Annotated in this window: 26 protein-coding genes; 16 read left to right on the top strand and 10 right to left on the bottom strand. The window is 71.2% G+C overall.

What is annotated here, in order from left to right:
* Positions 1–116 precede the first annotated feature (116 nt).
* Together AB0I49_RS08720 and AB0I49_RS08715 are read left to right on the top strand one after the other, a co-directional pair.
* A complete protein-coding gene (locus AB0I49_RS08720) occupies positions 117–962 on the top strand; it encodes an alpha/beta hydrolase (protein ID WP_363226119.1) in 846 nt (281 codons plus the stop codon).
* Between the two features lie 22 nt (positions 963–984).
* Complete coding sequence (locus AB0I49_RS08715; RefSeq protein WP_363226391.1) at positions 985–1,563, top strand: TetR/AcrR family transcriptional regulator; 579 nt, start codon at positions 985–987, stop codon at positions 1,561–1,563.
* 92 nt (positions 1,564–1,655) lie between these two features.
* Here AB0I49_RS08715 and AB0I49_RS08710 read toward each other — a convergent pair whose 3' ends face one another.
* Complete coding sequence (locus AB0I49_RS08710) at positions 1,656–2,084, bottom strand: hypothetical protein (RefSeq protein WP_363226118.1); 429 nt, start codon at positions 2,082–2,084, stop codon at positions 1,656–1,658.
* A gap of 350 nt (positions 2,085–2,434) precedes the next feature.
* Here AB0I49_RS08710 and AB0I49_RS08705 point away from each other — a divergent pair, with 350 nt between their 5' ends.
* From AB0I49_RS08705 to AB0I49_RS08690, 4 genes are all read left to right on the top strand, one after another.
* On the top strand, positions 2,435–2,914 hold the full coding sequence (locus AB0I49_RS08705; protein ID WP_363226117.1) for a hypothetical protein: 480 nt from the start codon (positions 2,435–2,437) through the stop codon (positions 2,912–2,914).
* Positions 2,915–3,017: 103 nt separating this feature from the next.
* Positions 3,018–3,413 (top strand): helix-turn-helix transcriptional regulator, encoded by a 396-nt coding sequence (locus AB0I49_RS08700; RefSeq protein WP_363226116.1) that lies wholly within the window; start codon positions 3,018–3,020, stop codon positions 3,411–3,413.
* A 17-nt stretch (positions 3,414–3,430) separates the two neighbouring features.
* The gene (locus tag AB0I49_RS08695) at positions 3,431–4,003 is read left to right on the top strand and encodes a hypothetical protein (RefSeq protein WP_363226115.1); all 573 of its coding nucleotides are present in this window, start codon (positions 3,431–3,433) and stop codon (positions 4,001–4,003) included.
* Positions 4,004–4,146: 143 nt separating this feature from the next.
* Complete coding sequence (locus AB0I49_RS08690; protein WP_363226114.1) at positions 4,147–4,494, top strand: DUF2516 family protein; 348 nt, start codon at positions 4,147–4,149, stop codon at positions 4,492–4,494.
* 92 nt (positions 4,495–4,586) lie between these two features.
* On the opposite strand, the gene AB0I49_RS08685 is transcribed toward AB0I49_RS08690, so the two are convergent.
* Entirely contained in the window at positions 4,587–5,867 is a 1,281-nt protein-coding gene (locus AB0I49_RS08685; RefSeq protein ID WP_363226113.1) for a fused response regulator/phosphatase, read from the bottom strand.
* A 222-nt stretch (positions 5,868–6,089) separates the two neighbouring features.
* On the opposite strand from AB0I49_RS08685, the gene AB0I49_RS08680 reads away from it, so the two are divergent.
* Positions 6,090–6,692 (top strand): O-acetyl-ADP-ribose deacetylase, encoded by a 603-nt coding sequence (locus tag AB0I49_RS08680; protein ID WP_363226112.1) that lies wholly within the window; start codon positions 6,090–6,092, stop codon positions 6,690–6,692.
* 200 nt (positions 6,693–6,892) lie between these two features.
* Here AB0I49_RS08680 and AB0I49_RS08675 read toward each other — a convergent pair whose 3' ends face one another.
* Positions 6,893–8,071 carry an NlpC/P60 family protein gene (locus tag AB0I49_RS08675; RefSeq protein WP_363226111.1) on the bottom strand — a complete coding sequence of 393 codons (1,179 nt, stop codon included), beginning with the start codon at positions 8,069–8,071 and terminating at the stop codon, positions 6,893–6,895.
* Positions 8,072–8,670: 599 nt separating this feature from the next.
* Between AB0I49_RS08675 and pstS the strand changes: the two genes are divergently transcribed.
* From pstS to pstB, 4 genes are all read left to right on the top strand, one after another.
* Complete coding sequence (gene pstS / locus AB0I49_RS08670) at positions 8,671–9,798, top strand: phosphate ABC transporter substrate-binding protein PstS (RefSeq protein ID WP_363226110.1); 1,128 nt, start codon at positions 8,671–8,673, stop codon at positions 9,796–9,798.
* A 96-nt stretch (positions 9,799–9,894) separates the two neighbouring features.
* Positions 9,895–10,863 carry a phosphate ABC transporter permease subunit PstC gene (gene pstC, locus AB0I49_RS08665; protein ID WP_363226109.1) on the top strand — a complete coding sequence of 323 codons (969 nt, stop codon included), beginning with the start codon at positions 9,895–9,897 and terminating at the stop codon, positions 10,861–10,863.
* On the top strand, positions 10,860–11,942 hold the full coding sequence (gene pstA, locus AB0I49_RS08660) for a phosphate ABC transporter permease PstA (protein ID WP_363226108.1): 1,083 nt from the start codon (positions 10,860–10,862) through the stop codon (positions 11,940–11,942). The genes pstC and pstA overlap by 4 nt, the downstream gene beginning before the upstream one ends.
* Before the next feature lie 58 nt (positions 11,943–12,000).
* Positions 12,001–12,777, top strand: coding sequence for a phosphate ABC transporter ATP-binding protein PstB (pstB, locus tag AB0I49_RS08655; RefSeq protein WP_363226107.1), 777 nt, complete (start codon positions 12,001–12,003; stop codon positions 12,775–12,777).
* A 418-nt stretch (positions 12,778–13,195) separates the two neighbouring features.
* Here pstB and AB0I49_RS08650 read toward each other — a convergent pair whose 3' ends face one another.
* The gene (locus AB0I49_RS08650) at positions 13,196–14,194 is read right to left on the bottom strand and encodes an inorganic phosphate transporter (protein ID WP_363226106.1); all 999 of its coding nucleotides are present in this window, start codon (positions 14,192–14,194) and stop codon (positions 13,196–13,198) included.
* Positions 14,195–14,200: 6 nt separating this feature from the next.
* Positions 14,201–14,821 (bottom strand): DUF47 family protein, encoded by a 621-nt coding sequence (locus AB0I49_RS08645; protein WP_030892276.1) that lies wholly within the window; start codon positions 14,819–14,821, stop codon positions 14,201–14,203.
* A 213-nt stretch (positions 14,822–15,034) separates the two neighbouring features.
* On the opposite strand from AB0I49_RS08645, the gene AB0I49_RS08640 reads away from it, so the two are divergent.
* The gene (locus AB0I49_RS08640) at positions 15,035–15,424 is read left to right on the top strand and encodes a metal-sensitive transcriptional regulator (protein WP_363226105.1); all 390 of its coding nucleotides are present in this window, start codon (positions 15,035–15,037) and stop codon (positions 15,422–15,424) included.
* A 63-nt stretch (positions 15,425–15,487) separates the two neighbouring features.
* Here AB0I49_RS08640 and AB0I49_RS08635 read toward each other — a convergent pair whose 3' ends face one another.
* Both AB0I49_RS08635 and AB0I49_RS08630 read right to left on the bottom strand, forming a co-directional pair.
* Positions 15,488–15,703 (bottom strand): hypothetical protein, encoded by a 216-nt coding sequence (locus tag AB0I49_RS08635; protein ID WP_363226103.1) that lies wholly within the window; start codon positions 15,701–15,703, stop codon positions 15,488–15,490.
* 108 nt (positions 15,704–15,811) lie between these two features.
* Entirely contained in the window at positions 15,812–16,717 is a 906-nt protein-coding gene (locus AB0I49_RS08630; protein WP_363226102.1) for a hypothetical protein, read from the bottom strand.
* Between the two features lie 100 nt (positions 16,718–16,817).
* On the opposite strand from AB0I49_RS08630, the gene AB0I49_RS08625 reads away from it, so the two are divergent.
* Together AB0I49_RS08625 and AB0I49_RS08620 are read left to right on the top strand one after the other, a co-directional pair.
* A complete protein-coding gene (locus AB0I49_RS08625) occupies positions 16,818–17,006 on the top strand; it encodes a hypothetical protein (RefSeq protein WP_363226101.1) in 189 nt (62 codons plus the stop codon).
* Positions 17,007–17,084: 78 nt separating this feature from the next.
* Positions 17,085–18,659: an FAD-binding oxidoreductase gene (locus AB0I49_RS08620; protein WP_363226100.1), complete on the top strand. Its 1,575-nt coding sequence runs from the start codon at positions 17,085–17,087 to the stop codon at positions 18,657–18,659.
* 51 nt (positions 18,660–18,710) lie between these two features.
* Here the strand turns inward: AB0I49_RS08620 and AB0I49_RS08615 are convergent, their stop codons facing one another.
* Both AB0I49_RS08615 and AB0I49_RS08610 read right to left on the bottom strand, forming a co-directional pair.
* Positions 18,711–19,400 (bottom strand): phosphatase PAP2 family protein, encoded by a 690-nt coding sequence (locus tag AB0I49_RS08615; protein ID WP_363226099.1) that lies wholly within the window; start codon positions 19,398–19,400, stop codon positions 18,711–18,713.
* A gap of 194 nt (positions 19,401–19,594) precedes the next feature.
* Positions 19,595–20,602: a bifunctional lytic transglycosylase/C40 family peptidase gene (locus AB0I49_RS08610; protein ID WP_363226098.1), complete on the bottom strand. Its 1,008-nt coding sequence runs from the start codon at positions 20,600–20,602 to the stop codon at positions 19,595–19,597.
* Positions 20,603–20,744: 142 nt separating this feature from the next.
* Between AB0I49_RS08610 and AB0I49_RS08605 the strand changes: the two genes are divergently transcribed.
* On the top strand, positions 20,745–20,942 hold the full coding sequence (locus tag AB0I49_RS08605) for a DUF397 domain-containing protein (RefSeq protein ID WP_363226097.1): 198 nt from the start codon (positions 20,745–20,747) through the stop codon (positions 20,940–20,942).
* A 119-nt stretch (positions 20,943–21,061) separates the two neighbouring features.
* On the opposite strand, the gene AB0I49_RS08600 is transcribed toward AB0I49_RS08605, so the two are convergent.
* On the bottom strand, positions 21,062–22,351 hold the full coding sequence (locus tag AB0I49_RS08600; protein WP_363226096.1) for a serine/threonine-protein kinase: 1,290 nt from the start codon (positions 22,349–22,351) through the stop codon (positions 21,062–21,064).
* Between the two features lie 386 nt (positions 22,352–22,737).
* On the opposite strand from AB0I49_RS08600, the gene AB0I49_RS08595 reads away from it, so the two are divergent.
* The gene (locus AB0I49_RS08595; protein WP_363226095.1) at positions 22,738–23,046 is read left to right on the top strand and encodes a hypothetical protein; all 309 of its coding nucleotides are present in this window, start codon (positions 22,738–22,740) and stop codon (positions 23,044–23,046) included.
* Positions 23,047–23,162 lie beyond the last annotated feature (116 nt).

Below are 23,162 nucleotides of genomic sequence, written 5' to 3'. Positions count from 1 at the left end.
AGCGACTTACTGCCGGAGGGACTACTGCCGGACATTGACAGACACAGCTAACACAATTAGCTTCAAGCTAACAACATTAGCCAACGGCCGACAGTCACCGCCCGCGGAGGGACACCATGACCGAGTACCTGACCGTCGACGGCGGAACGATCGCGTACGAGGTGGCGGGCGCCGGCCCGCTGATCGTCCTCGCGCACGGCATGGGCGACAGCCGCGCGGCCTACCGCGCCGTGACCCCGCGACTGGTGGCGGCGGGCTACCGGGTCGCCGCCGTCGACCTGCGCGGCTGCGGCGAGTCCAGCGCCGACTGGCCGGACTGGAGCCGCACCGCCATCGCCGGCGACCTGCTCGCCGTGATCCGCCACCTCGGCGGCGGCCCGGCGGTACTCGTCGGCCACTCGATGTCCGGCGGCGCCGCCACCATCGCCGCGGCGCGGGAACCCTCCGTCATCAGCGCGGTCGTCGAGCTGGGGACGTTCACGCGCAAGCAGTCGACGCGCCTCGGCGACCTGCGGGTGAGGCGCTTCCGGCGGGGCATGCTGCGGCTGCTCGGCGTGCTCGCGCTCGGCAGCGTGCCGCTGTGGCGCTCGTACCTCGACGTGGCCTACCCCGGGAGGAAGCCGGCCGACTGGGGTGAGCGGCTCGACCGCGTCGATTCGCTGCTGCGCGAGCCGGGCCGGATGAAGGCGCTCCAGGGCATGGGACGCAGCGCCCCGACCGACGCCGGGGCGCGACTCGGCGACGTACGCTGCCCGGTTCTGGTCGTGATGGGCACGCTCGACCCGGACTGGGCGGACCCGCGTGCCGAGGGAGCGGCGATCGTCGACGCCCTGCCGCCGGGCCTGGGCCGCCTTGAGATGATCGAGGGCGCGGGCCACTACCCGCACGACCAGTTCCCCGACCAGGTGGTTTCCCTGATGCTCGCTTTCCTCCAGGCACAGCCGGACGCCGCCCGTGCCTAGGGCCGGCCTGGACGCGGCGACCGTGGTCGCGGCGGGCGCCGCCCTGGCCGACGAGGTGGGCATCGCCCACCTGACGATGGGCCTGCTGGCGGAGCGGGTCGGGGTGCGTACGCCGTCCCTGTACAAACACGTGGGCGGTCAGGAGGATCTCAACCGGCGCATCGCGGCCCTGGCGGTGGGCGAGGCGGCCGACGCCGTCGGCGGCGCGGTCCAGGGGTACGCGGGGCGCGACGCCCTGGCGGCGGCGGCCCGCGCGTTCCGCGCGTTCGTCCTGGACCACCCCGGCCGGTACGCGGCGACCGTCGGCATGGAACCCACCGGCCCCGACGACCCCTTGGCCGTCGAGGGCGCGCGGCTGCTCAACGCGTTCACGGCGGTCCTGCGCGGCTACGCCGTACCCGAACCCGACGTGGACCACGCCCTGCGCGCGCTGCGCAGCCTCTGCCACGGCTTCGCCACCTTGCAGGCGGCGGACGGCTTCCAGTGGAGCGCCGACGTGGACGAGAGCTTCGAGTGGCTGATCGCGTTCGCGGACCGGGGCCTGCGGTCGTACGCGCAGACTGAAGGGACAGGGAACAGCCAGGCCAAGGACGGCAGTTGACGCCAAAAACCCCAACTGCGGCCCATGGCAGGACTGTCACTGTCAGCGCACGTCCACTGCCGGCGCCATCACCCTCATCACCCTGGTCGTCCTCAGCGGACGTTCACCGTCGCGACGTCGGAGGTCCGCTGGCGCACGGGGTGCTTGTCCTTCGGGGAGAGCAGCCCGTACACGACGGCGCGGTATTCGAGGGCGCCGCTGCGCGCGGCCTTGACGTTCGCTGCGGCCTTCGCGTCGCCGTCGCCCCTCTCGACCACGGCGCCGCAGGTCACCTGGGCCCAAGCCTGCTTGCCGCTACGCCCCTCCAGGCATACCCGCAGATAGCTGGAGGCGTCGTCGTCCGCGCTCGCCGACACCGTGAAGGTCTTGCCGACCTGCGCGGTGTGCGGCGCCTTGATGCTCACGTCGCCCTTGGCGAACGCGGGCCCGGCGGCCAGCGCCACCGAGGCCAGCCCCAGCGCACCGATCACGGCCGCACGCCCGCCCCGAACCGTCATCCCGGTCTTCTTCGTCCTGGTCATGGACTTACCTCCTGCGGATCTCCCCCACGAAGACGCCCAACGCGCCCCGCTGCCCCCAGAGATGCCCCACCCACACCCCCCGTTCCCTCCGGCCCCACGCCTTTACAGATCCATAGCAAACCGCGGCCTCGCGGCCCCGCGTGCCTACTCCGAGACGCCCGCCCTCATACCTGAGAGTCAGACGGAGCACACCCACCACCGCGCGCACATGTGCGACTGAACATCCGGGCCGGCCGCTGAGCATTTCAGTCGGCCACGCCGGCTCAGAAGCGGCCGGCAAGCCGCAGCTTCCCTGAGGAGGGGTGCTGCGGCACGCTTTTGGCATGCCGGGACGCGTCCTACTCTGGGCCATGCCCTGGATGACGCTGGCCAGTGCCGTAGTCGGCGCCTTTATCGCGACCGCTTCCGCCGCGTTGCTCGATCGCAGTCGCTGGCGACGGGAGCAAGATGATCGCCTCATCAGCGCACGACGTGCCCTATACGGCGAGTACCTCACGTGCCTCTCCCAGGCCCGCAACGACTTCCGCAGCCTGGCCCGCGATCAGACCGTGGGCCTGGCCGAACGCGAGCGCTCCGCACGCGACAGCTTCGCCCCGTGCTACAGCGTGCGCTATCAGATGTCGATCACGGCCGCGTCGAATGTATTCGTCGCCTCCGAGGACGCATTTCGCCGGCTACGGGACGTGCGGGATATCGCTGCGGCCGGCGCCCTCGCCGGAGACGAGGTCTACTCGGGTGGCCGCGCCGAATACGAGGCTGCGCTCGCGCGACTTCGTGACGCTATGCGCCTCGATCTCGGAGCCGATCGGCAACCCACAGTGGCCAGGTGAGGCGCTCAACCGGCCGCCTCGGGCGCGCAGCCCCGAAGTGGCGTAGCTAACTTCTGCAAGCATCCGCTTGCAATAGTTAGCGAGGGTGGTGCAGCATCGAGGCATGGCATCACTGAACGTCGGCAATCTCGGCGAGTTCCTGCGGGAGCAGCGGCGCAGCGCGCAGCTGTCGTTGCGGCAGCTCGCCGATGCCGCCGGGGTGTCGAACCCGTATCTCAGCCAGATCGAGCGCGGGCTGCGCAAGCCGAGCGCGGACATCCTGCAGCAGCTCGCCAAGGCGCTGCGGATCTCCGCCGAGACCCTGTACGTGCAGGCCGGGATCCTCGACGAGCGGGACCGGGACGAGGCCGAGGTGCGGAGTGTGATCCTCGCCGATCCCTCGATCAATGAGCGGCAGAAACAGGTGCTGCTCCAGATTTACGAGTCCTTCCGCAAGGAGAACGGGCTCGCGCCGGACCAAGAAGACGGCGACGACGAAGCAGGCACATCCTCTAGCTGATCCGGGAGACCATCGCCATGGCCATCGCCGAAGACATCCGCAAGACCCTCACCGACCCGAAGCCGCTCTACGCCGCGGCCGGGGCCGCCGACGCGACCGCCGAGAAGATCGGGCAGCTGATCGCCGAGGCGCCCGGTCTCATCGCCGAGCTGCGGGAGACCGACCCCAAGGCCGTGCAGGAGCGGGTCACCAAGCAGGCCAAGGAGGCCCAGGTGACCGTGCAGACCAAGGTCACCGAGGTGTTCGGGTCCCTCGACACGGACCTGAGGAAGTGGCGCGACACCGCGCAGGACCTGGCGCTGCAGGGCGTGGGCCAGGCCGTCGGGTACGCGGCCAAGGCCGGCGAGACGTACGAGAAGCTGGCCGAGCGCGGCCGCGAGGCCGTGCAGACCTGGCGCGGCGAGGCGGCCGACGACGTCGCCGAGATCGCCGTCGCCATCGAGCCCGACCCCGAGGAGAGCGGGACGAAGGGCGCGGCCAAGGACGGGGCCAAGAGCGAGGCCACCGGCCCGCAGGCCTCCGCCAAGAAGCCCGCCGCCCGCAAGCCCGCCGCCGCGAAGAAGCCCGCCCCCAAGGGCGCCGACCAGTAGGCCCCGCGAACGGGCCGGGCACGCCCAGCGTGTCCGGCCCGTTGTACGGGTACGGTGGCGGCTGTACGTCCACGGGGCCACCGGGCCGCGAGGCGAGGCCGTACGGGCCCCACGAAGGACGAGAGGACTGAGAGGTGAACGGCGTGCTGGTGCAAGCCTTCGGCAGCGTCATGTACTGGGTGTCGATCGCCCTGCTGGTCTTCACCGTGGTCGCGTTCATCGACGCCGCCGTCCACCGCGAGGACGCCTACCGCGCGGCCGACAAGCAGACCAAGCCCTTCTGGCTGATCATCCTCGGCATCTCGGCCGCCCTGAACTTCTTCATGGGCGGCGTCATGGCCTTCCTGCCGATCCTGGGCCTCATCGCCACCATCGTCTACACGGTGGACGTGCGCCCCGCGCTCAAGCGGGTCTCCGGCCGGCGCGGCGGCCCGCGCCGCGGCGGCTCCAGCTCGGACGGCCCGTACGGTCCGTACAACGGCGGCCGCTGACTCACCCCAGCCGCCGAGCAGCCACCCGGCGGGCAGCCCCTCGGCCGGTGAGCCCCTCGGCCCGTCGGCCATCAGCCGCCGGCCCCGGCCCGTCAGCCCCGGTCCAGCAACAGCACCGCCACGTCGTCCGTCAACTCGCCCCCGTTCAGGTCCCGTACCTCCGTGACCGCCGCGTCCAGCAGCTTCTCCCCGCGCAGCCCCTCCCCGAACTGACGGCCTATCAGTTCGGCCATCCCCTCCTGCCCGAGCCGCTGCGTCCCCGCGCCGACCCGGCCCTCGATGAGGCCGTCGGTGTACATCAACAGGCTCCACTCGGAGCCGAGTTCGAGATCGTGCCGCGGCCAGCGGGCCTCCGGCAGCAGCCCGAGGGCCGGGCCGCCGTCCTCGTACGGGAGCAGCAGCGGTAAGCGCTGATCCGGCCGTACGAGCAACGGCGTCGGGTGGCCCGCGAGGAACATGCCCGCGCTGCCGCCGTCCGGCGCGATGTCCATGGTGCAGAGCGTCGCGAAGATCTCCTCGTTCGCGCGCTCGTGCTCCAGCACCCGCTGGAGCGTCGAGAGCAGTTCGTCGCCGCTCAGCCCGGCGAAGGTCAACGCCCGCCAGGCTATGCGCAGTTCGACGCCGAGCGCCGCCTCGTCCGGGCCGTGCCCGCAGACGTCGCCGATCATCGCGTGCACCGTGCCGTCGGGCGTACGCACCGTGTCGTAGAAGTCGCCGCCGAGCAGCGCCCGGCTGCGGCCGGGGCGGTAGCGGGCGGCGAAGCGCAGGTCGGAGCCCTCCAACAATGGAGTGGGCAGCAGGCCGCGCTCCAGCCGGGCGTTCTCCTGCGCGCGCAGCCGCGATTCGCTCAGCTGCCGCTGCGCGACGTCGGCGCGCTTGCGCTCGACCGCGTAGCGGATCGCGCGGCTCAGCACCCGCTCGTCCAGCTCGTCGCGGAAGAGGTAGTCCTGCGCCCCGACCCGTACAGCCTCCGTCGCCCGCTCCACGTCCGTCTCGGCGGTCAGCGCCAGCACCGCGTGGCGCGGCGCGAGCCGCAGCACCTGCCGCAGCGTCTCCAGGGTGTCCGGCGCGGCCCCGTCCTCGCCCCCGTCCCCCGCCTCGGGGCAGGCGCCCGGCAGCGCCAGGTCGAGGAGGATGCAGTGCACGTCGTCCGTGAGCAGCCGCTCCGCCTCGGTCAGATTGCGGGCCGTACGGATGCGTACGGGCTTCCCCGACGCGTCCAGCATCTCGGGCACGGAGAGCACGCCCGCCGGATCGTCCTCGATGACGAGCAGCGAGAGACCGCCGTCGAACTGCGCGGCGGTCCGGGGCTGCGGCAGCGTCCGTGCCTCGCCCGGCGGAGCCGCCCGCGGCCCTGGCACGGGTACGGACATCGGTTCGCTTCCCTTCCCTCCCCCATGAATCCATGGCACGCCGGAGGGCACGGGGCCCCGGGAGGCGCGGCCCCCTCAGGGTGCGGCGGTCCGTTCGATCAGCGGGCCGCCGGACGCGACCATAGCGCCAGGGCGCGGCCCAACGGAATGGCATCACGCGATCCGGCCGCGCCATATGACGTCCCCCGCCAGGCATTTCGCCTGCCACGCGACAATCGGGCAATGACAAACATCACGCTGGCCCAGGGCGACATCACCGAGCAGGCCGTCGACGCCGTCGTCAACGCCGCCAACTCCTCCCTCCTCGGCGGCGGCGGGGTCGACGGCGCCATCCACCGCCGGGGCGGGCCGGAGATCCTGGCCGAGTGCCGCGCCCTGCGCGCGTCCCGCTACGGCCGCGGGCTGCCTCCCGGACAGGCCGTCGCGACGACCGCCGGCCGCCTTCCCGCGCGCTGGGTCGTCCACACGGTCGGCCCGGTCTTCACCGAGGGCGGGGGCGAGGACGGGTACGGGTACGGGCACGGGGACCGGAGCGGTCTCCTCGCCTCCTGCTACCGCGAGTCGCTGCGCGTCGCCGGCGAACTCGGCGCCGCCACGGTCGCCTTCCCGGCGATCTCCACGGGCGTCTACCGCTGGCCGCTCGCGGACGCCGCCCGCATCGCGCTGCGTACGGTCCTCGAAACAGTCGATGACAGCGACACCGGCACCGGCACCGGCAGCACAGCCACCGGCATCACCGTCACCGGCATCGCCGAGGTCCGCTTCGTCCTCTTCGACGCGCGGGCGTACGCCGCCTTCGACGACGCCCTGCGAGAGCTCCGCTGACCACCACTGCCCCCTAACCCCTGACCTCTGACCCCTGACCTCGTGCCCGCCGCCCCCTTCTACCCGCGCGCCTACGCACGTACGCGCGCCCCTCACATCCCCCTATGCCCCTCACGCCCGAGCACCCCTCACACCCCTGCGACCCACCAGCCTCACCGATCCCACCAGCCCCGCCGGCCCTAAGCTCGCCACCCCCCACGTCACGCGTCAGGCCGTACGACCCCCAGCACCGGCATCGAACCCGCCCCCGCCAGCGTCACCTGGCGGCCCGGCCGCGGCGCGTGCACGATGGCCCCGCCGCCCACGTACATCCCGACATGGCTCGCGTCGCGGAAGTAGATGACGAGGTCGCCGGGGCGCATGTCGCGCGCGTCGACCTTGGGCAGCAGCCGCCACTGCTCCTGCGAGGTCCGCGGTATGGAGCGGCCCGCCGCGGCCCACGCCCGGAGGGTGAGGCCGGAGCAGTCGAAGGTGTTCGGGCCGACCGCTCCCCACACGTAGTCCTTGCCGATCTGCGCCGTCGCGAACGCGACCGCCCGCTCGCCCTGGCCGCTCGCCGCGCCCCCGCCGCCCTTCGGCGCCCCGGCGCCCAGCCACTTCTCCTGCGCCGCGTACGCCCGTTCCTCCTCCAGCTGTCGCAGCCGGTTCCGCTCCTTCGCCGCCAGCCGCGATTCGAGGCCCTGGGCCGCCCGGAGCCGCCCCTCGATCTCCTTCTTGGCGTCCGCCTTCTTCGCCCGCTCGTCCGCGATCTTCTCCCACTGCTCGCTCGCCGCCTTCGCGTACCCGTCGAGGGCGGTCCGCGTAGCGGCGAGGTCGGCGATGAGGCCGCGGGCGGCCTGCTGCCCCTTGTGGGCGAGGGCCGCGTCGTCGAGGAACCGCGCCGGATCGCCGCCGAACAGCATCCGGGCCTCGGCCGGCAGCCCGCCACTGCGGTACTGGGCGCGGGCCATGGCCCCGGCCCGGTTCCTGAGCCCGTCCATCTTCGCCTGCGCGGCCACCACCGCCCGCGCGATCTTCAGGATGGCCCGCTCCTGCTCGCCCTGCCGCTCGCCCGCCGCGTTGTACGCGTCCGTGGCCGCCTCCGCCTTCCGGTAGAGCGCGTCGATCTCCGTACGCACCTCCTCCAGGCTCCGCCGCTGCGCGCCGGGGTCCCCCGGGCGCTGCGGGGCCGCGTACGCGGAGCCCGGCCAGGTCTGCGCCCCGGTCACGCACGCGAGCGCGGCGGCGGCGACCACCGCGCCGCGAGCAGCGACCCGTACGCGCACCGCTGCCCGTACCGGAGCCCCGGCCCGTACGCGCACCGCCGCCCGTACCGGAGCCCCGGCCCCCCGTACACGCGCCGCCGCCCGTACGCGCACCGCGGCCCGCACCTCCGCCACCGCCCGCACCGGAACCGTCGGCCGTCCTTGCGGAACCGCCCGCTCCCGCCCATCCCCCCCTACGCGCGGAACCACCCGCCCCCGGGCTCCCCGCCCCGTCCGCCGGGCTTCGGTCGCCCCCCACCCGCCATCGACGTTCATCACCCGTCAGCCTCCGCTTCGCGCAGCCCATACCTGACGTGCCGTCACATAGGCTCGGATGGTGCCATGCCGCCCCGTGATTCAACAGAGAGCGGCCCGTATTCGCACAGCCTTACGTCGCCGCTCTCCCGCGCCGCCGCCCGCTCCGCGCGGCGCACGGCGGCCCCGCGCTCCCCCGTGGCCGCCCCTGACCCCGCCGGAGCCGCCCCCGCCCGGCAGGCCACCACACTGACGGCCGAGGTTCACCCCCCGTTCACTCACCCCCTTCGACCACTTCACCTGTTCTGCCTAATTTCAGCCGTACACCGTGCGAGCCGGACCGTCCGAGGCCCGCATCGCCCAGCAGAACTCCATAGCTGGACCCCGTGCTGGACAGCCAGGCTGAACAGCGCAGACTCCCGTTCGACAACCTCTTCGCACGCCGCCCCAGCGGCGGCTCCCGGAAGGAACCCCCGAAAGTGAAGCTTCAGCGCAAGAACCGGCTCCGCGCCGCCGCCTTTGGCGCCCTCGCCGTCTCCGGCGCCCTGGTCCTCACGGCGTGCGGCTCGGACGACAACAGCGGCGACGGCGGCAGCTCCGCCTCCAGCAAGGCCGCGGGCAACATCAAGTGCGAGGGCAAGGGCGACCTGCTCGCCTCCGGCTCCACCGCGCAGAAGAACGCCATGGACCTCTGGACCAAGAACTTCACGGCGGCCTGCCCCGACATAAAGATCAACTACAAGGGGACCGGCTCCGGCGCGGGCGTCCAGGAGTTCCTCCAGGGCAAGACGGCCTTCGCGGGCTCCGACTCGGCGCTCAAGCCCGAGGAGGTCACGAAGTCCAAGGGCGTCCTCAAGGGCGGCCAGGGCATCAACCTCCCCATGGTCGGCGGCCCCATCGCGATCGGTTACAAGGTGCCCGGCGTGAAGGACCTCGTCCTCGACGCCGACACCCTCGCCAAGATCTTCGACGGCAAGATCGCCAAGTGGAACGATCCCGCGATCGCCAAGCTCAACAAGGACGCGAAGCTCCCGGACCTGAAGATCCAGGCGTTCCACCGCTCGGACGAGTCGGGCACGACCGACAACTTCACCAAGTACCTCAAGGCCGCCGCGCCGAAGTCCTGGCCGTACGAGCCCGCCAAGGCGTGGGCCGCGAAGGGCGGCCAGTCCGCGGACGGCTCCGCCGGGGTCTCGTCGCAGGTGAAGCAGAACGACGGCGCCATCTCGTACTTCGAGCTCTCCTACGCCACCGCCAACAGCATCGACACCGTGAAGATCGACACCGGCGCCGCCGCCCCGGTCGCCGCCACCTCCGACAACGCGTCCAAGGCCATCGCCGACGCGAAGGTCGTCGGCTCCGGCAAGGACCTCGCCCTCAAGCTCAACTACGCCACCAAGGCCGAGGGCGCGTACCCGATCACCCTGGTCACGTACGAGATCGTCGGCGACAAGGGCAACAAGCCCGACACCCTCGCCGCCACCAAGTCCTTCCTGACCTACGTCTCCTCCGAGGCCGGCCAGGCCGGCCTCAAGGAGCTCGGCTACGCGCCGCTCCCCGCGGAGATCGCCGCCAAGGTCCGCTCGAACGTCGCCGCCCTCTCCTGATCCGCGTGCGGCCGGGCCCCGCGGGCCCGGCCGCACCGTCCGGTGCACCGCCGCGCCAGGAGCCGGGAAGTCCGGCTCCGCAGACCGGAGAAACCCATGGACATATCACCGACCCCAGTGACCAGCCCCCCACCACGACCGACGAAGGCCGCCACCCGAGCCGGTGACCGGATCTTCCTCGCGTTCTCCCGCGGCTCCGGCATCCTGCTCCTGGTGATCATGGCCGCCATCGCGGTCTTCCTCACCGTCCGCGCCGCCAACGCGATCTCCGCGGACGAGGGCAACTTCCTCACCACCTTCGAATGGGACCCCAACTCCGCGCACCCGACCTTCGGCATCGCGGTCCTCGCCTTCGGCACCGTCGTCAGCTCGGTCATCGCGATGGCCGTCGCCGTGCCCGTCGCGGTCGGCATCGCGCTCTTCATCTCGCACTACGCGCCGCGCCGCCTCGCGAGCCCGCTGGCCTTCGTCATCGACCTGCTGGCCGCCGTCCCCTCGATCATCTACGGGCTGTGGGGCGCCCTCTTCCTCGTCCCCCACCTCGGCGGCGTCTACAGCTGGCTGAACGACTACTTCGGCTGGACCGGCGTCTTCTCCTACTCCGGCGGCCCCTCCCGGTCGATCTTCACCATCTCGATCCTGCTCGCGATCATGATCCTGCCGATCATCACCAGCGTCAGCCGCGAGGTCTTCCTCCAGGCCCCGAAGATGCAGGAGGAGGCCGCGCTCGCGCTCGGCGCCACCCGCTGGGAGGTCATCCGGATGTCGGTCCTCCCCTTCGGCCGCTCCGGCGTCATCAGCGCCTCGATGCTCGGCCTCGGCCGCGCCCTCGGCGAGACGATGGCCGTCGCCACCGTGCTCTCGCCCGCCTTCGTGATCAACGCCAGCCTGCTGGAGCCGGGCGGCGGCACCTTCGCGCAGAACATCGCCAGCAGCTTCAAGGAATCCGGTGAGCTGGGCAAGGACGCGCTCATCGCCTCCGGCCTGGTCCTGTTCGCACTGACCCTGCTGGTCAACGGCGCGGCCCGGATGATCATCTCGCGTCGCAAGGAGTACACGGCATGAGTGACGTCATCGTGGACCGGCCGACGGTCTCCGACAGCGCCCCGCTCCCGCAGGTCACCCTGCGCCGGCCGCGGCTGCCCCGCTGGACCCCGGCCGCCGTCGCGGCCCTCGCCGTCGCCGCCGGCGTCGCCATCGGCCTCGGCGCCGGACTCGGCAGCCGCGTGCAGTGGGGCCTGATCGCCGCGATCCTCTACGTGGCCGTCATGTACGCGGCAGCCGCCCGCGTCGAGGGCCTCCGCCAGGCCAAGGACCGCCTCGCCACCAGCCTGGTGTGGGTCTGCTTCCTGATCGCCGTCGTCCCGCTCGTCTCCCTGCTCTGGGAGACCATCACGCGCGGCGTCAAGGTCCTCGACGGCGCCTTCCTCTCCCACTCGATGGCCGGCGTACTGACCATCCAGCCCGGCGGCGGCGTCTACCACGCGATCATCGGCACCCTGGAACAGGTCGGCATCGCCACCGTCATCGCGGCCCCGATCGGCCTGCTGACCGCCATCTACCTGGTGGAGTACGGGCGCGGCCGGCTCGCGAAGGCCGTGACGTTCTTCGTGGACGTGATGACCGGCGTCCCCTCCATCGTCGCCGGCCTGTTCATCCTGAGCCTGTGGATCATCATGCTGGACTTCAGCTACTCCGGATTCGCCGGATCGCTGGCCCTGGCCATCCTGATGATGCCGGTCGTGGTCCGCTCCACCGAGGAGATGCTCAAGCTCGTACCGAACGAGCTGCGCGAGGCGTCCCTGGCCCTCGGCGTGCCGAAGTGGCGCACCATCCTCAAGGTCGTGCTGCCCACCGCGATCGGCGGCATCACCACCGGACTGATGCTCGCCGTCGCCCGTATCGCCGGCGAGTCCGCCCCCATCGTGCTGCTGGTCTTCGGCTCCCAGGTGATCAACGACGACCCCTTCGAGGGCGCCCAGTCCTCGCTGCCGTACTACATCTACGAGCAGTGGGCCAACGGCAACGACGCCTCCTACGACCGCGCCTGGGCCGCCGCCCTCGTACTGATCGCCTTCGTCATGATCCTCAACCTGGTCGCCCGCGCCATCGCGCGCTGGAAGGCCCCGAAGACCGGCCGCTGAGGCCATCCCGATACGCGGCTCCGCCAGCGGGGCCGGTCGCAGAAAAGAAGTGATTCACATGGCCAAGCGCATCGACGTCGGCGGCCTCAACGCGTACTACGGCGGCCACAAGGCCATCGAGGACATCTCGATGACCGTCGAGCCCCGCTCGGTGACCGCCTTCATCGGCCCCTCCGGCTGCGGAAAGTCCACCTTCCTGCGCACCCTGAACCGGATGCACGAGGTCACCCCCGGCGGCCGCGTCGAGGGCAAGGTGCTGCTCGACGACGAGGATCTGTACGGGCACGGGGTCGACCCCGTCTCCGTACGCCGCACGGTCGGCATGGTCTTCCAGCGCCCGAACCCCTTCCCGACCATGTCCATCTACGACAACGTCGCGGCCGGCCTGCGCCTCAACGGCCGGGTGCGCAAGTCCGAACTGGACGACGTCGTGGAGAAGTCCCTCAAGGGCGCCAACCTCTGGAAAGAGGTCAAGGACCGCCTCAACAAGCCGGGCGCCGGCCTCTCCGGCGGCCAGCAGCAGCGGCTGTGCATCGCCCGCGCCATCGCCGTCGAACCGCAGGTCCTGCTCATGGACGAGCCCTGCTCCGCGCTCGACCCGATATCCACCCTCGCCATCGAGGACCTGATGGGCGATCTCAAGGAGCGCTTCACGATCGTCATCGTGACGCACAACATGCAGCAGGCGGCCCGCGTCTCCGACCGCACCGCCTTCTTCAACCTCGCCGGTGTCGGCCTGCCCGGCAAGCTCGTCGAGATCGACGAGACCGAGCGCATCTTCTCCAACCCCTCGGTCCAGGCCACCGAGGACTACATCTCCGGCCGCTTCGGCTGACCGGCCCCACACGTCGAGCGGTGCTGCATGGCGGTGCCACCGCAAGACGGGGCCCGCCCCTGCTCCCAGGGGCGGGCCCACACCTCACCCCCCGCCCCACGGCCGAACACACGCCCCGCACACCAGCCCAATCCAGCCCGCCCGGACCGGGCCCCGGGGCGGAGCCCACCCATCCAGCCCGTCCAGCGCTCAAGAACACCCGAGCCCAATCCAGCCCGCCCGACACTCAAGAACACCCGAGCCCCATCCAGCCCGCCCGACACTCAAGAACACCCGAGCCCCATCCAGCCCGTCCGGCGATTGAGGACCGGGGTCGGGGCGGAGCCCACCCATCCAGCCCGTCCGGCGATTGAGGACCGGGGTCCGGGGCGGAGCCCCGAGAAGCCGCGGCGCAGCCCGGCTCGGACAGCCGCCCCGGCTACCCGAACACCAGGTTCACCACCCAATAGCTGAGCGCAGCGACAATGGCAGCGGCCGGCATCGTAATGAACCACCCCATGATGATGTTCTTGGCCACCCCCCACCGAACCGCTTTGACCCGCTTCGTCGCCCCCACACCCATAATCGCCGAAGTGATCACATGCGTAGTGGAAATGGGCGCGTGGAACATGAAGGACGCCGTGTACATCACCGAAGCCGCCGTCGTCTCCGCCGCGAACCCCTGCGGCGGGTCCAGCTCGATGATCCGGCGCCCCAGCGTCCGCATGATGCGCCAGCCGCCCGCGTACGTACCCAGCGAGAGCATCAGCGCACAGACGATCTTGACCCAGATCGGAATGGGGTCGCCCTCGTCCTCGACACCGCCGATGACCAGGGCCATCACCACGATGCCCATCGTCTTCTGGGCGTCCTGAAGACCGTGCCCGAGCGCCATACCGGCCGCCGACACGGTCTGCGCGATCCGGAATCCCCGCTTGGCCTTGTGCGGATTGGATCCCTTGAACAGCCACAGAATGATGACCATCACGAAGTAGCCGAGCACCAGGCCCACGACGGGCGACAGGAACATCGGGAGAACGATCTTCTCCCAGACCCCCCACCAGTACACCGTCGAGGAACCGGCCAGCGCCGCGCCCACCATTCCGCCGAAGAGCGCGTGGCTGGAAGACGACGGCAGGCCGAAGTACCAGGTGGTCAGATTCCAGACGATCGCCCCGACCAGCGCGGCGAAGAGGATCATCATCCCCTGCCCGCCGGTCGGCGTGTCGATCAGTCCCTCGCTGACGGTCTTGGCGACCCCGCTGCCCAGAAAGGCGCCGGCGAGGTTCATCACCGCGGCCATCGCGAGGGCCGCGCGCGGGGTCAGCGCCCGCGTGGAGACCGAGGTCGCGATGGCGTTCGCGGAGTCGTGAAAGCCGTTCGTATACGTGAAGAAGAGCGCGACCCCGATGGTCACGACAAGCGCGAAGGTGTCCACCGGAGGTCAGGACTCCTTGACCGCGATGGTCTCGACGGTATTGGCGACGTGCTCGAAAGCGTCCGCCGCCTCCTCCAGCACGTCCACGATCTGCTTGAGCTTGAGCACGTCCATGGCGTCGTACTTGCCGTTGAACAAGTGCGCCAGGAGCTTCCGGTGGATCTGGTCCGCCTGGTTCTCCAGCCGGTTGACCTCGATCCAGTACTCGGTGAGATTGCTCATCGTGCGCAGATTCGGCATGGCCTCGGCGGTGAGTTCCGCCGCCCGCGCGAGCACCTCGATCTGCTGCTCCACGCCCTTCGGCAACTTGTCGACCTGATAGAGAACGACCAGGTCGACGGCCTCTTCCATGAAATCCATGATGTCGTCGAGGCTCGACGCGAGGGTGTAGATGTCCTCGCGGTCGAATGGCGTGATGAATGAGGAGTTCAGCTGGTGGAAGATCGCGTGTGTCGCGTCGTCCCCGGCGTGCTCCGCTGCCCTCATCCGTTCGGCGATCTCGACCCGGGCGGAGGAATCCGCCCCGAGCAGTTCCATCAGGAGCTTCGAGCCCGTGACGATGTTGTCCGCGGAGGCGGAGAACATGTCGTAGAAGCTCGTCTCCCTGGGGGTCAGACGAAAGCGCACTGGGGGTCCTCGGGGTGCAGCGGATTCGGTCGACTTGATGCTAGGCGCATCATCAAGCCACGGCTAACTGGCATTCCATCAGTGTCGCCCATCGGGCAGAGTGCTCAGCAGGGGGTACCGCCCTCAATGTGCTCGGCACGGCGAAACAGCCAAAAGATCGGTACCATATACCCGGTGGGGGTATAAGGCCCATTCAGGACGACGGAGGACGCCATGACGACCACGGAAGCCGCAGTGAACGGCGCCCCGGACGCCTCCGATGCGCCCGCCCCGACCGACGCGACCGCCGAGGCGCTCGCCACCGCCGACCACGACCGCGGCCCGCACGGCTACAGCCACCAGAAGGACCAGCACCGCAAGCGGCTGCGCCGGATCGAGGGCCAGATCCGCGGCCTCCAGCGCATGATCGACGAGGATGTCTACTGCATCGACATACTCACCCAGGTCTCCGCCAGCACCAAGGGCCTCCAGTCCTTCGCCCTCCAGCTCCTGGAGGAGCACCTGCGGCACTGCGTGGCGGACGCGGCCAAGCGCGGCGGCGAGGAGATCGACGCCAAGGTGGCCGAGGCCACCGCCGCCATCGCGCGCCTGCTGCGTACCTGACCGGCCCCATTCACCCGGACCGCCGTCGGGGCCGCGGGAAACCGGGCCACCGTGCCGGACCCGTCAGCGCCGGGAATCCGGCCGCCACCGGGAATCCGGCCCCTGCGCGGACTCCGCCCGCCGCTGCGGCACCACCCTCAGCACCTCGTCGATACGGTCCGGACTGAGCCGTTCCTCGTCCGCGCTGGACGCCGCGATCATCAACTCGCCGTAGAGATCGATCTCGACGAGGGCAGCCACGGGGTCCGACGCACCGGACGAAGGTCGACGCGAAACCACGGGTTCCACCTCCTTCTCCGATCGGCGACTCACCAGCGTACGGATCGCCGCACACCCCGTGCATGGCACAGACGGACCATTTCGATGGCCCGCTCCGACGGCTCGCGACTAATTCCCCGGAGAAACAACCTTCCCCGTATAGATATCCGTCGCCGCGGGTAGTCTCACGGTGACTTTCGCCCCAAAGGCATACAGCTCCACCGTCGATGCCACGTCCATCGCGCCGTGCTCGGCGTCCGAGACCGTGAAGCGGTGCCGGACCTTGCGCAGCCGCCCCTGCTCGTCCAGGTAGGCGTCGCAGGTGACCGTACGGCCGAAGAACCCTTTCGCCGCCGCTGCCAGGGCCTCCCGCTGCCCCGCCGAGGCGGCTCTGGCGGCCCGCCCCAGGTCGCAGCTGCCCTTGAAGTGCCGGACGGTGGCCCCGCCGGACCGCTCGCTCCCCGCGTACTCCACCCGCCGCGCCCCGCGCAGCAGTTCCGCGGCGGCCAGCGGGTCGGTCGCCCCGTTCGCGACGAGATTTCCGTCACCGAGCGAGCCCGTGGCCAGCCGTACCCACTTGTTCTCGGGGACTCCGGCGCCGCGGTTCTTCATATAGAGCGCGCCGGGCGCGAAGAGCTCGGTGATCGACGCGTGCCCGGCGGAGTCGGCCGACCCGGCCCCCGGCACCGCGCCCCCCGGATCCGGTACGCGCACCCGCAGCCGCCCCAGCGCATCCCCGAAGCCGTAGCCGCCCGTGCCCGCGATGGTCAGCCGGGTGCCGCCGCTGACGGTCTCCAGGTACGTACGGACGCGGGCCCCGCCCGCCCCGGCGAGCACATCGGCGGCGTGCCGCACGGCGTCGAGGGCCTCGCCGGGGGCCGGCGCGCCCACCGCCCGTACGGCCGCGGCCTCGCCCCGGTCCCCGGTGGCGGCGCCCGTGGAGCAGCCGGCCGTCGCCAGCAGCCCCGCCGCGATCCCGGCCGTCACGGCGGTGGCGACGGCCGCGCCCCCGCGTCCTCGCTCCTGCACCGCCATCGACGACCGACCCCCTGGTCCCACTGGTCCCGCTGCACCTGGACACCCGCCCCGTTCAACGACGGTCCCGGGGCCCCGTCACGGCCGGTAGCGTGGTCACGTGTCCGAACAGACCCCCCACGCCCACTCCACGACCACCACGGAGAACGGCTCCTTCTGCGTCGCCCGATGTGCGTGCGGCTGGTACGGCCCGGCGCGCCGGGCCCGTGCGCGCGCCCGCGAGGACGCCGAGGCCCACCTGGGCGGAACAGGTGACGGAACCCCGCACGCGGGTAGGCCATCTGTCTGAACGGACGTGACCGAGCGGCGCCGCGGCCACCGCGCGCCCCGGCACGGCAGGAGCACGGCATAGGGGGCACAGAACTCGATGGACAGGCGCAGACTGCTGGCGACGGGCGCCGGGCTGGCGGCGGGCGGCGGCTGGCTCGCCGCGTGCAGCGGTGACCCGGGCCCGGCCCCCGACGGCAACGGCGCCTCGGCCGCCGGCCGCAAGCCGTCCGTACCGCCCAGCCGCCAGGCGCACGACCCCGACTGGACCGCGCTCGGCAAGAGCCTGGACGGCGGCCTCATACGCCCGGACGACGCCGACTACCCGACGGCCCGTCAGCTGTACAACACCCGCTACGACAGCCGGCGCCCGGCCGCGATCGCCTACACCTCCGGCGCCTCCGACATCGCCGAGTGCCTAGCCTTCGCCCGCCGCCACGGCACCCCCGTCTCCATCCGCAACGGCGGCCACAGCTACGCCGGCTGGTCCAGCGGCAACGGCCGCCTGGTCATCGACGTCTCCCGGCTGAAGACGGTCCGTACGACGTCCTCGACCACCGCCGCGATCGGCGCGGGCGCCAAGCTCATCGACGTCTACACGGGCCTCGCCGGGCAGGGCGTCACCGTCCCCGGCGGCTCCTGCCCCACGGTCGGCATCTCCGGCCTGACCCTCGGCGGCGGCCATGGCGTCGTCTCCCGCGCGTACGGGCTGACCTGCGACAGCATGACGGGCGCGACCATCGTCACGCCGGACGGCAAGACGCTGGAGTGCGACGACTCCCACAACGCGGACCTGTTCTGGGCGCTGCGCGGCGCGGGCAACGGCAACTTCGGGGTCGTCACCGAGCTGCGGTTCCGTACCCGGCGGGCGGCGAGCGGGGCGACCGGCTATGTCTCCTTCCCCTGGTCGCGGGCGGCCGCGGTGCTCCGCGCCTGGCAGAAGTGGGGGCCGGAGCAGCCGGACGAGATATGGACGGCGTGCGATCTGTCCGTGACGGCCGGGCAGGAACCGACCGTCGCCGTCTCCGCGTTCACCATCGGCACGGCGGGCGATCTGCGCAACGCCATGGACCGGCTGGTGGAGTCGGCGGGCGGCTCCGCCGGTTCCGTGACGGTCTATCAGCACACCTATCTCGACACGATGCGCCGCTACGCGGGGTGCGGCACGAAGTCGGCCGACGAGTGCCATCTGCCCGGCAGCACGCCGGGCCGCCGGCCGAGCGGGACGCTGGGGCGCGAGACGTACGCGGCGCGCTCGGACTTCTTCGACCGGGAGCTGACGGCGGCGGGCCTGCAGACGCTGGTGGGCCAGTTCGAGCGGTTCAGCCACACGGCGGGCAGCGGGAAGGGCTCGGTCCAGCTGACGGCGATGGGCGGGGCGATCAACCGCGTCAAGCCGCTGGCCACCGCGTTCGTCCACCGCCGCCAGCTGTTCCTGGCCCAGTACCTGACCTCGTGGCAGCAGGGCGGCTCCGGCTCCGCCCAGACGCCGTGGCTCGACGGCATCCACTCCGCCATGCGCCGCTTCGCCTCCGGCTCCGCCTACCAGAACTACGCCGACCCCGGCCTCAAGGACTGGCGCAAGGCCTACTACGGCGACGCCGCCGACCGCCTCGCCAAGCTGAAGGGCCAGTACGACCCGGACCGCGTGCTGGACTTCCCGCAGGCGCTCTGACCGCACCGGCGGGGCCGGACCGCCCGCGCGGGGCGATGTTCCGGGCCCGTGCTACGCGGCGAGATCGTTGTCGCGGCGGCGCGGCTCCGGGAGTTCCGCTTCCTCGTCCGCGGCCGCCGCGGCCGGCGGGCGCGGCCGTACGAGCCATCCGGCGCGCGATTCCGCGAGCCTCGTCATCATCGGGGTGAGGAGCATCATCGCGAGCGGCGCGAAGAGGAGGGCCACGGCCGTGCCGAGCGCGAAGCCGCCTACGACGTCGGTCGGGTAGTGGACGCCCATATAGACGCGGCAGAACCCTTCCAGCAGCCCCAGGGCGATGCCGGCCAGGCCGTACTTGCGGTTGGCGCAGAAGAGGCCGACCCCGACGGCCATCGCCAGCGTGGCGTGGTCGCTGACGAAGGAGAAGTCGGTCTTGCCCTTGACCAGGACCTCCAGGCCCTGGTGCTCCATGAAGGGCCGCTGCCGCTGGACCAGGTCCCGGATGGGGATGTTGACCAGCAGCGCCAGCCCGGCGGCGACCGGCGCCCAGAGCAGTCCGGCCACGGCCGCCGGGGCGTCGTCGCGCTTGCGCGCGCCCCACCAGGCGAAGAGCATCAGCACGGCGAGCCCGATGACGATGCCGTACTCGCCGGTGAACTCCATCGCGCGGTCGAACCAGTGCGGGGCGCCCTTGGCGAAGCCGTTGATGTCGTAGAGAACGCTGACGTCGGGGTTCGAGCCGTCCATCGCGAGTCCAGCCATCTGCCGCGGCCCCTTATCTTTCGCCTGTCACTACGTGCAGCTGCCAACCCCCGTGGTCGATAACGCCGGTAACAGCGCGCCGCGTGCCCACTTCAATGGAACGTCAATGCCCCGGCCGACGTTCCGTTCTCCACTCAATGATCACCAGGACGTTACCGAAGGGTGACCCATCGTCGCAGCTCAGGGCAGGGCTTCTACGCGGCGTTGGGTTCGGGCAGTGCTTTCGCGCCATCCTCCGTCACACGCGTCGCGCCGATGTAATCGGGTTTATCAATCTTGTCGTAGCGGATCACCGCACCGGTGAACGGCGCGTTGATCATGTAACCGTCCCCCACATACATCCCCACATGGTGAATGCTGCGCGGGTCATTCAGGTCATTGGCGAAGAAAACGAGATCACCCGGCATCAATTCGTCCCGCTTGGGGTGTTCACCCGCATTCCACTGGTCGTTCGCGACGCGCGGCAGCTCGATGCCCACCGAGTGGTACGCGGCCTTCGTCAGTCCCGAGCAGTCGAACCGCCCGCCCTGATCCGCCGTGCCGTTCCCGCCCCACAGATACGGCGTGCCGAGCACCTTCTGTGCGAAGTAGATCGCCCCGGCCGCCTGCTGCGAGGGCGCGACCCGGCCGACCGGCCTGGCGAAGCTCTTCGCCAGCGTGCGGATCGTCTTCACATACCCCTGGGTCTCCTGGTACGGCGGCACCCCGGCGTTCTTGATCACCGCGTACGCGCCCGCGTTGTACGAGGCCAGCATGTTGTCGGAGACGTCCCCCGGCACGTTCTTCACGTACTTGGCCAGATCGCAGTCGTACGTCGCCGCGGACGGAATCGCGTCCTCCGGGTCCCAGATGTCCTTCTTGCCGTCCCCGTTGCCGTCGATGGCGTGGGCCTCCCACGTGCCGGGGATGAACTGCGCTATCCCCAGCGCGTTGGCCGGACTCACGGCCTTCGGGTTCCAGCCGCTCTCCGAATACAGCTGCGCCGCCAGCAGCGGCGGACTCAGCGCCGGGCAGAGGTTGCCCCACTTCTGCACCAGCGCCTGGTACTGCGCCGGCACCGCGCCCTTCGCCAGCCCGACGGCCCCGGACGTACCGCCGCCCATCAGGTTCGAGGCGGCCGAATAGACGCCCACGACCAGCAGGCCGATGAAGCAAAGGGACATCCCGATACCGACGCTGACGCCCAACCAGACTTTTCGCACCCCGTCGGCCTCCCCTGCCCGCCCACCCACGAATCCGTAGTTCCGCACGGTACGGCTACCCGCCCCCACCTGGCGAGAGTGCCTCGCCCCACTCCTCTATCGTGGGTGCCGGCGTCAGACCGGACCCGCACAAGGGGGCACAGTGACCGAGCTCGACTGGCAGCAGGCCACCGACGGCACCGAGAAGGAGTTCCTCGAAGTCGCCTTCGGCGACGACGGCAACGTCTATCTGCGCGAGAACCTCAAGCCCGACGAGGTCGTCATCACGACCCGCGCCAAGTGGGACGCGTTCGTCCTCGGCGTCAAGGCGGGCGAGTTCGACCACTTCATCGAGGACTGAGCGACCGGGGACCGCGGGACCGAGGACCGGGCGGCCGACGGCGACCGGGCCGAGGCCGTACGGCTCCGGGGCCGGCGGTCCTCCGGCCCGTACGCCGCCGCGCGCCGCGGCCACAGCGCTCATCGCTGCCCCGCGCCCCGGCCCTGCCCCTGGCCCGCGTCGCCCGGCGTATCCGTCGACACCGCCTCGGGGCCCTGCGATCCCGTGACGTCCGGGGCGAACACGGACGCGCCGATCGCCATCGCCGCCACGAAGGCCACTCCGCCCGCGACCACGCCGAACAGCACCTTGTGCTGCCGCAGCCACGCCCGCACGGCGCCGAGCCCCGTCGGGGCCGGACCGCCCCGGCCGCCGCCCGCCGTGAGCTCCCTGGGCCCGCCGCCGCGGGCCGCGCCCCGGGTGCCGCCGCCCGCGCCGCGCGCCGGCGCGCTCCGGCCCGCCGTCCGCCCCGCCGGGCTCCGGCCCGCGCTCCGATGCCCGGCCGACGGCAGCGCGTACGTCGCCAGCGACTCCCGCTCCAGGGCAGGCGCCGGGGCGGGGGCGACCACCGGCGCGGGCTCGGGCACCGGCAGGGGCTGGGGTATGTCGCGCCAGGCGCCGCCGCCGAACCAGTCGGCCGCCTCCTGCGCCGTCGGCCGGTCCTCCGGCCGCTTGGCCAGCATCCGCAGCAGATACGTCTCGAAGGAGCTGGGCAGCCCGCCGACGTACTGCCGCGGGGGCACCGGGTCGGAGTCCACGTGCTGGTAGAGCAGCGCGGTAGGGGTGTCGGCCCAGAACGGCGGCTGCCCCACCAGCAGCTGATAGAGCACGCACCCCAGCGCGTACACATCCGAGCCCGGCCCCGCCGCACGGCCGAGGGCGCGCTCCGGCGCGAGGTAGGTGCTCGTGCCGACGATCTGGCCCGCGCTCGTCAGCCCCGCCGACGTCTCGTCGACGAACCGGGCGATGCCAAAGTCGCCTATCTTGAGCGTGCCGTCGGCGTCGGTCATCAGGTTTCCGGGCTTCACGTCCCGGTGCACGACGCCCTGCCGGTGCGCCGCCGCCAGCCCCGCCGCCGCCTGCGCCGCGATGTCCGCCACCCGCGCCGGGGCGAGCGCCCCGCCCGCCGCCGAGGACAGCTCCTGCGCCAGGCTGGGCCCCTGCACCAGCTCCATGACCAGATAGAAGCGCCCGTCCCAGGCGCCGAAGTCGTACACCCCGACGACTTGATGGTGGTTCAGCCGCGCCGCGGTCTGCGCCTCCATGCGGAAGCGCATGGCCGCCGATTCGTCGCCGTCGTTCCCCAGCAGCAGCTTGACCGCGACCTGACGGCCCAGCACCTCGTCGGAGGCCCGCCAGACTTCGCCCATTCCGCCACGCCCGAGCAGATCTCCCAACCGGTACCGATCGGCAACCAGCACCCGTACCATCCTCGATCTCGTTGCATCCCGAGCGTGCGCGGGACGCGGTGAATGCGTTAAATCCTCTCGACGGCCGCAGCGCGCAGCGCATATGAGGGAGACCGCCACAGCGTACCCACCGAACACGCGGTCGTTTGAACATCGGCACCGGCCCCCACCTCGACGATCATTGCTCGGCGTCTATACGCGTGGTACACAGAGTGACGATAGGGCACCCCACTGACAGCGCCGCGCGCCACGGGCGGGGGCGGAGTGATCAGCGGCACGTGCGGGTCCTGCAAAAAATGACGCCAAGTCGACATGCGTTGGCGGCTTTGTCGGCGAAGATAGGGCCTGACCTCCGTCACCGCGATGGAGGGTGTAAACAACTACCCATAAGGGGCGGTGAGTTACATATGTTTCTGGCAGCCGCAAAAGACGACATCACCACCATCATCGGCGGAATCGCCCCCAACTGGGGCCCGTTCGGGACCCTGGGCAAGGAAGCCCGCATCATGGTCGAGGTCGTCATGGCCGTCGCCATCCTGCTGTGCCTGGGCATCGCGATCTGGGGCGCGGCGAAGCAGCGGATCGGCGCGACGGCGCTGCGCGACACCTTCAGCGCGGAACAGGGCAAGGGGCTGATCGTCGCCGGGCTCACCGGTGTGTTCATCATCGGATCGCTGGGCACCCTGTTCACGATCGTCTACGGAATGGCCGTCTGACTCCCCGTCCGCAAACTCGTCCGCAAACCCATGCGGCAAGTCGGCACGACAAACCCGTACAACTCCGTACGTAGCACTACCGTTCCCCCTCCGCACCCCACCACCCCCCGCCCCCG

Origin of the sequence: Streptomyces sp. NPDC050617 (genome assembly GCF_040654795.1) — a bacterium.
Lineage (GTDB): Bacteria > Actinomycetota > Actinomycetes > Streptomycetales > Streptomycetaceae > Streptomyces.
Note: the sequence above shows the minus strand (reverse complement) of the source record. Positions and strands in the feature narration are given on the sequence as shown.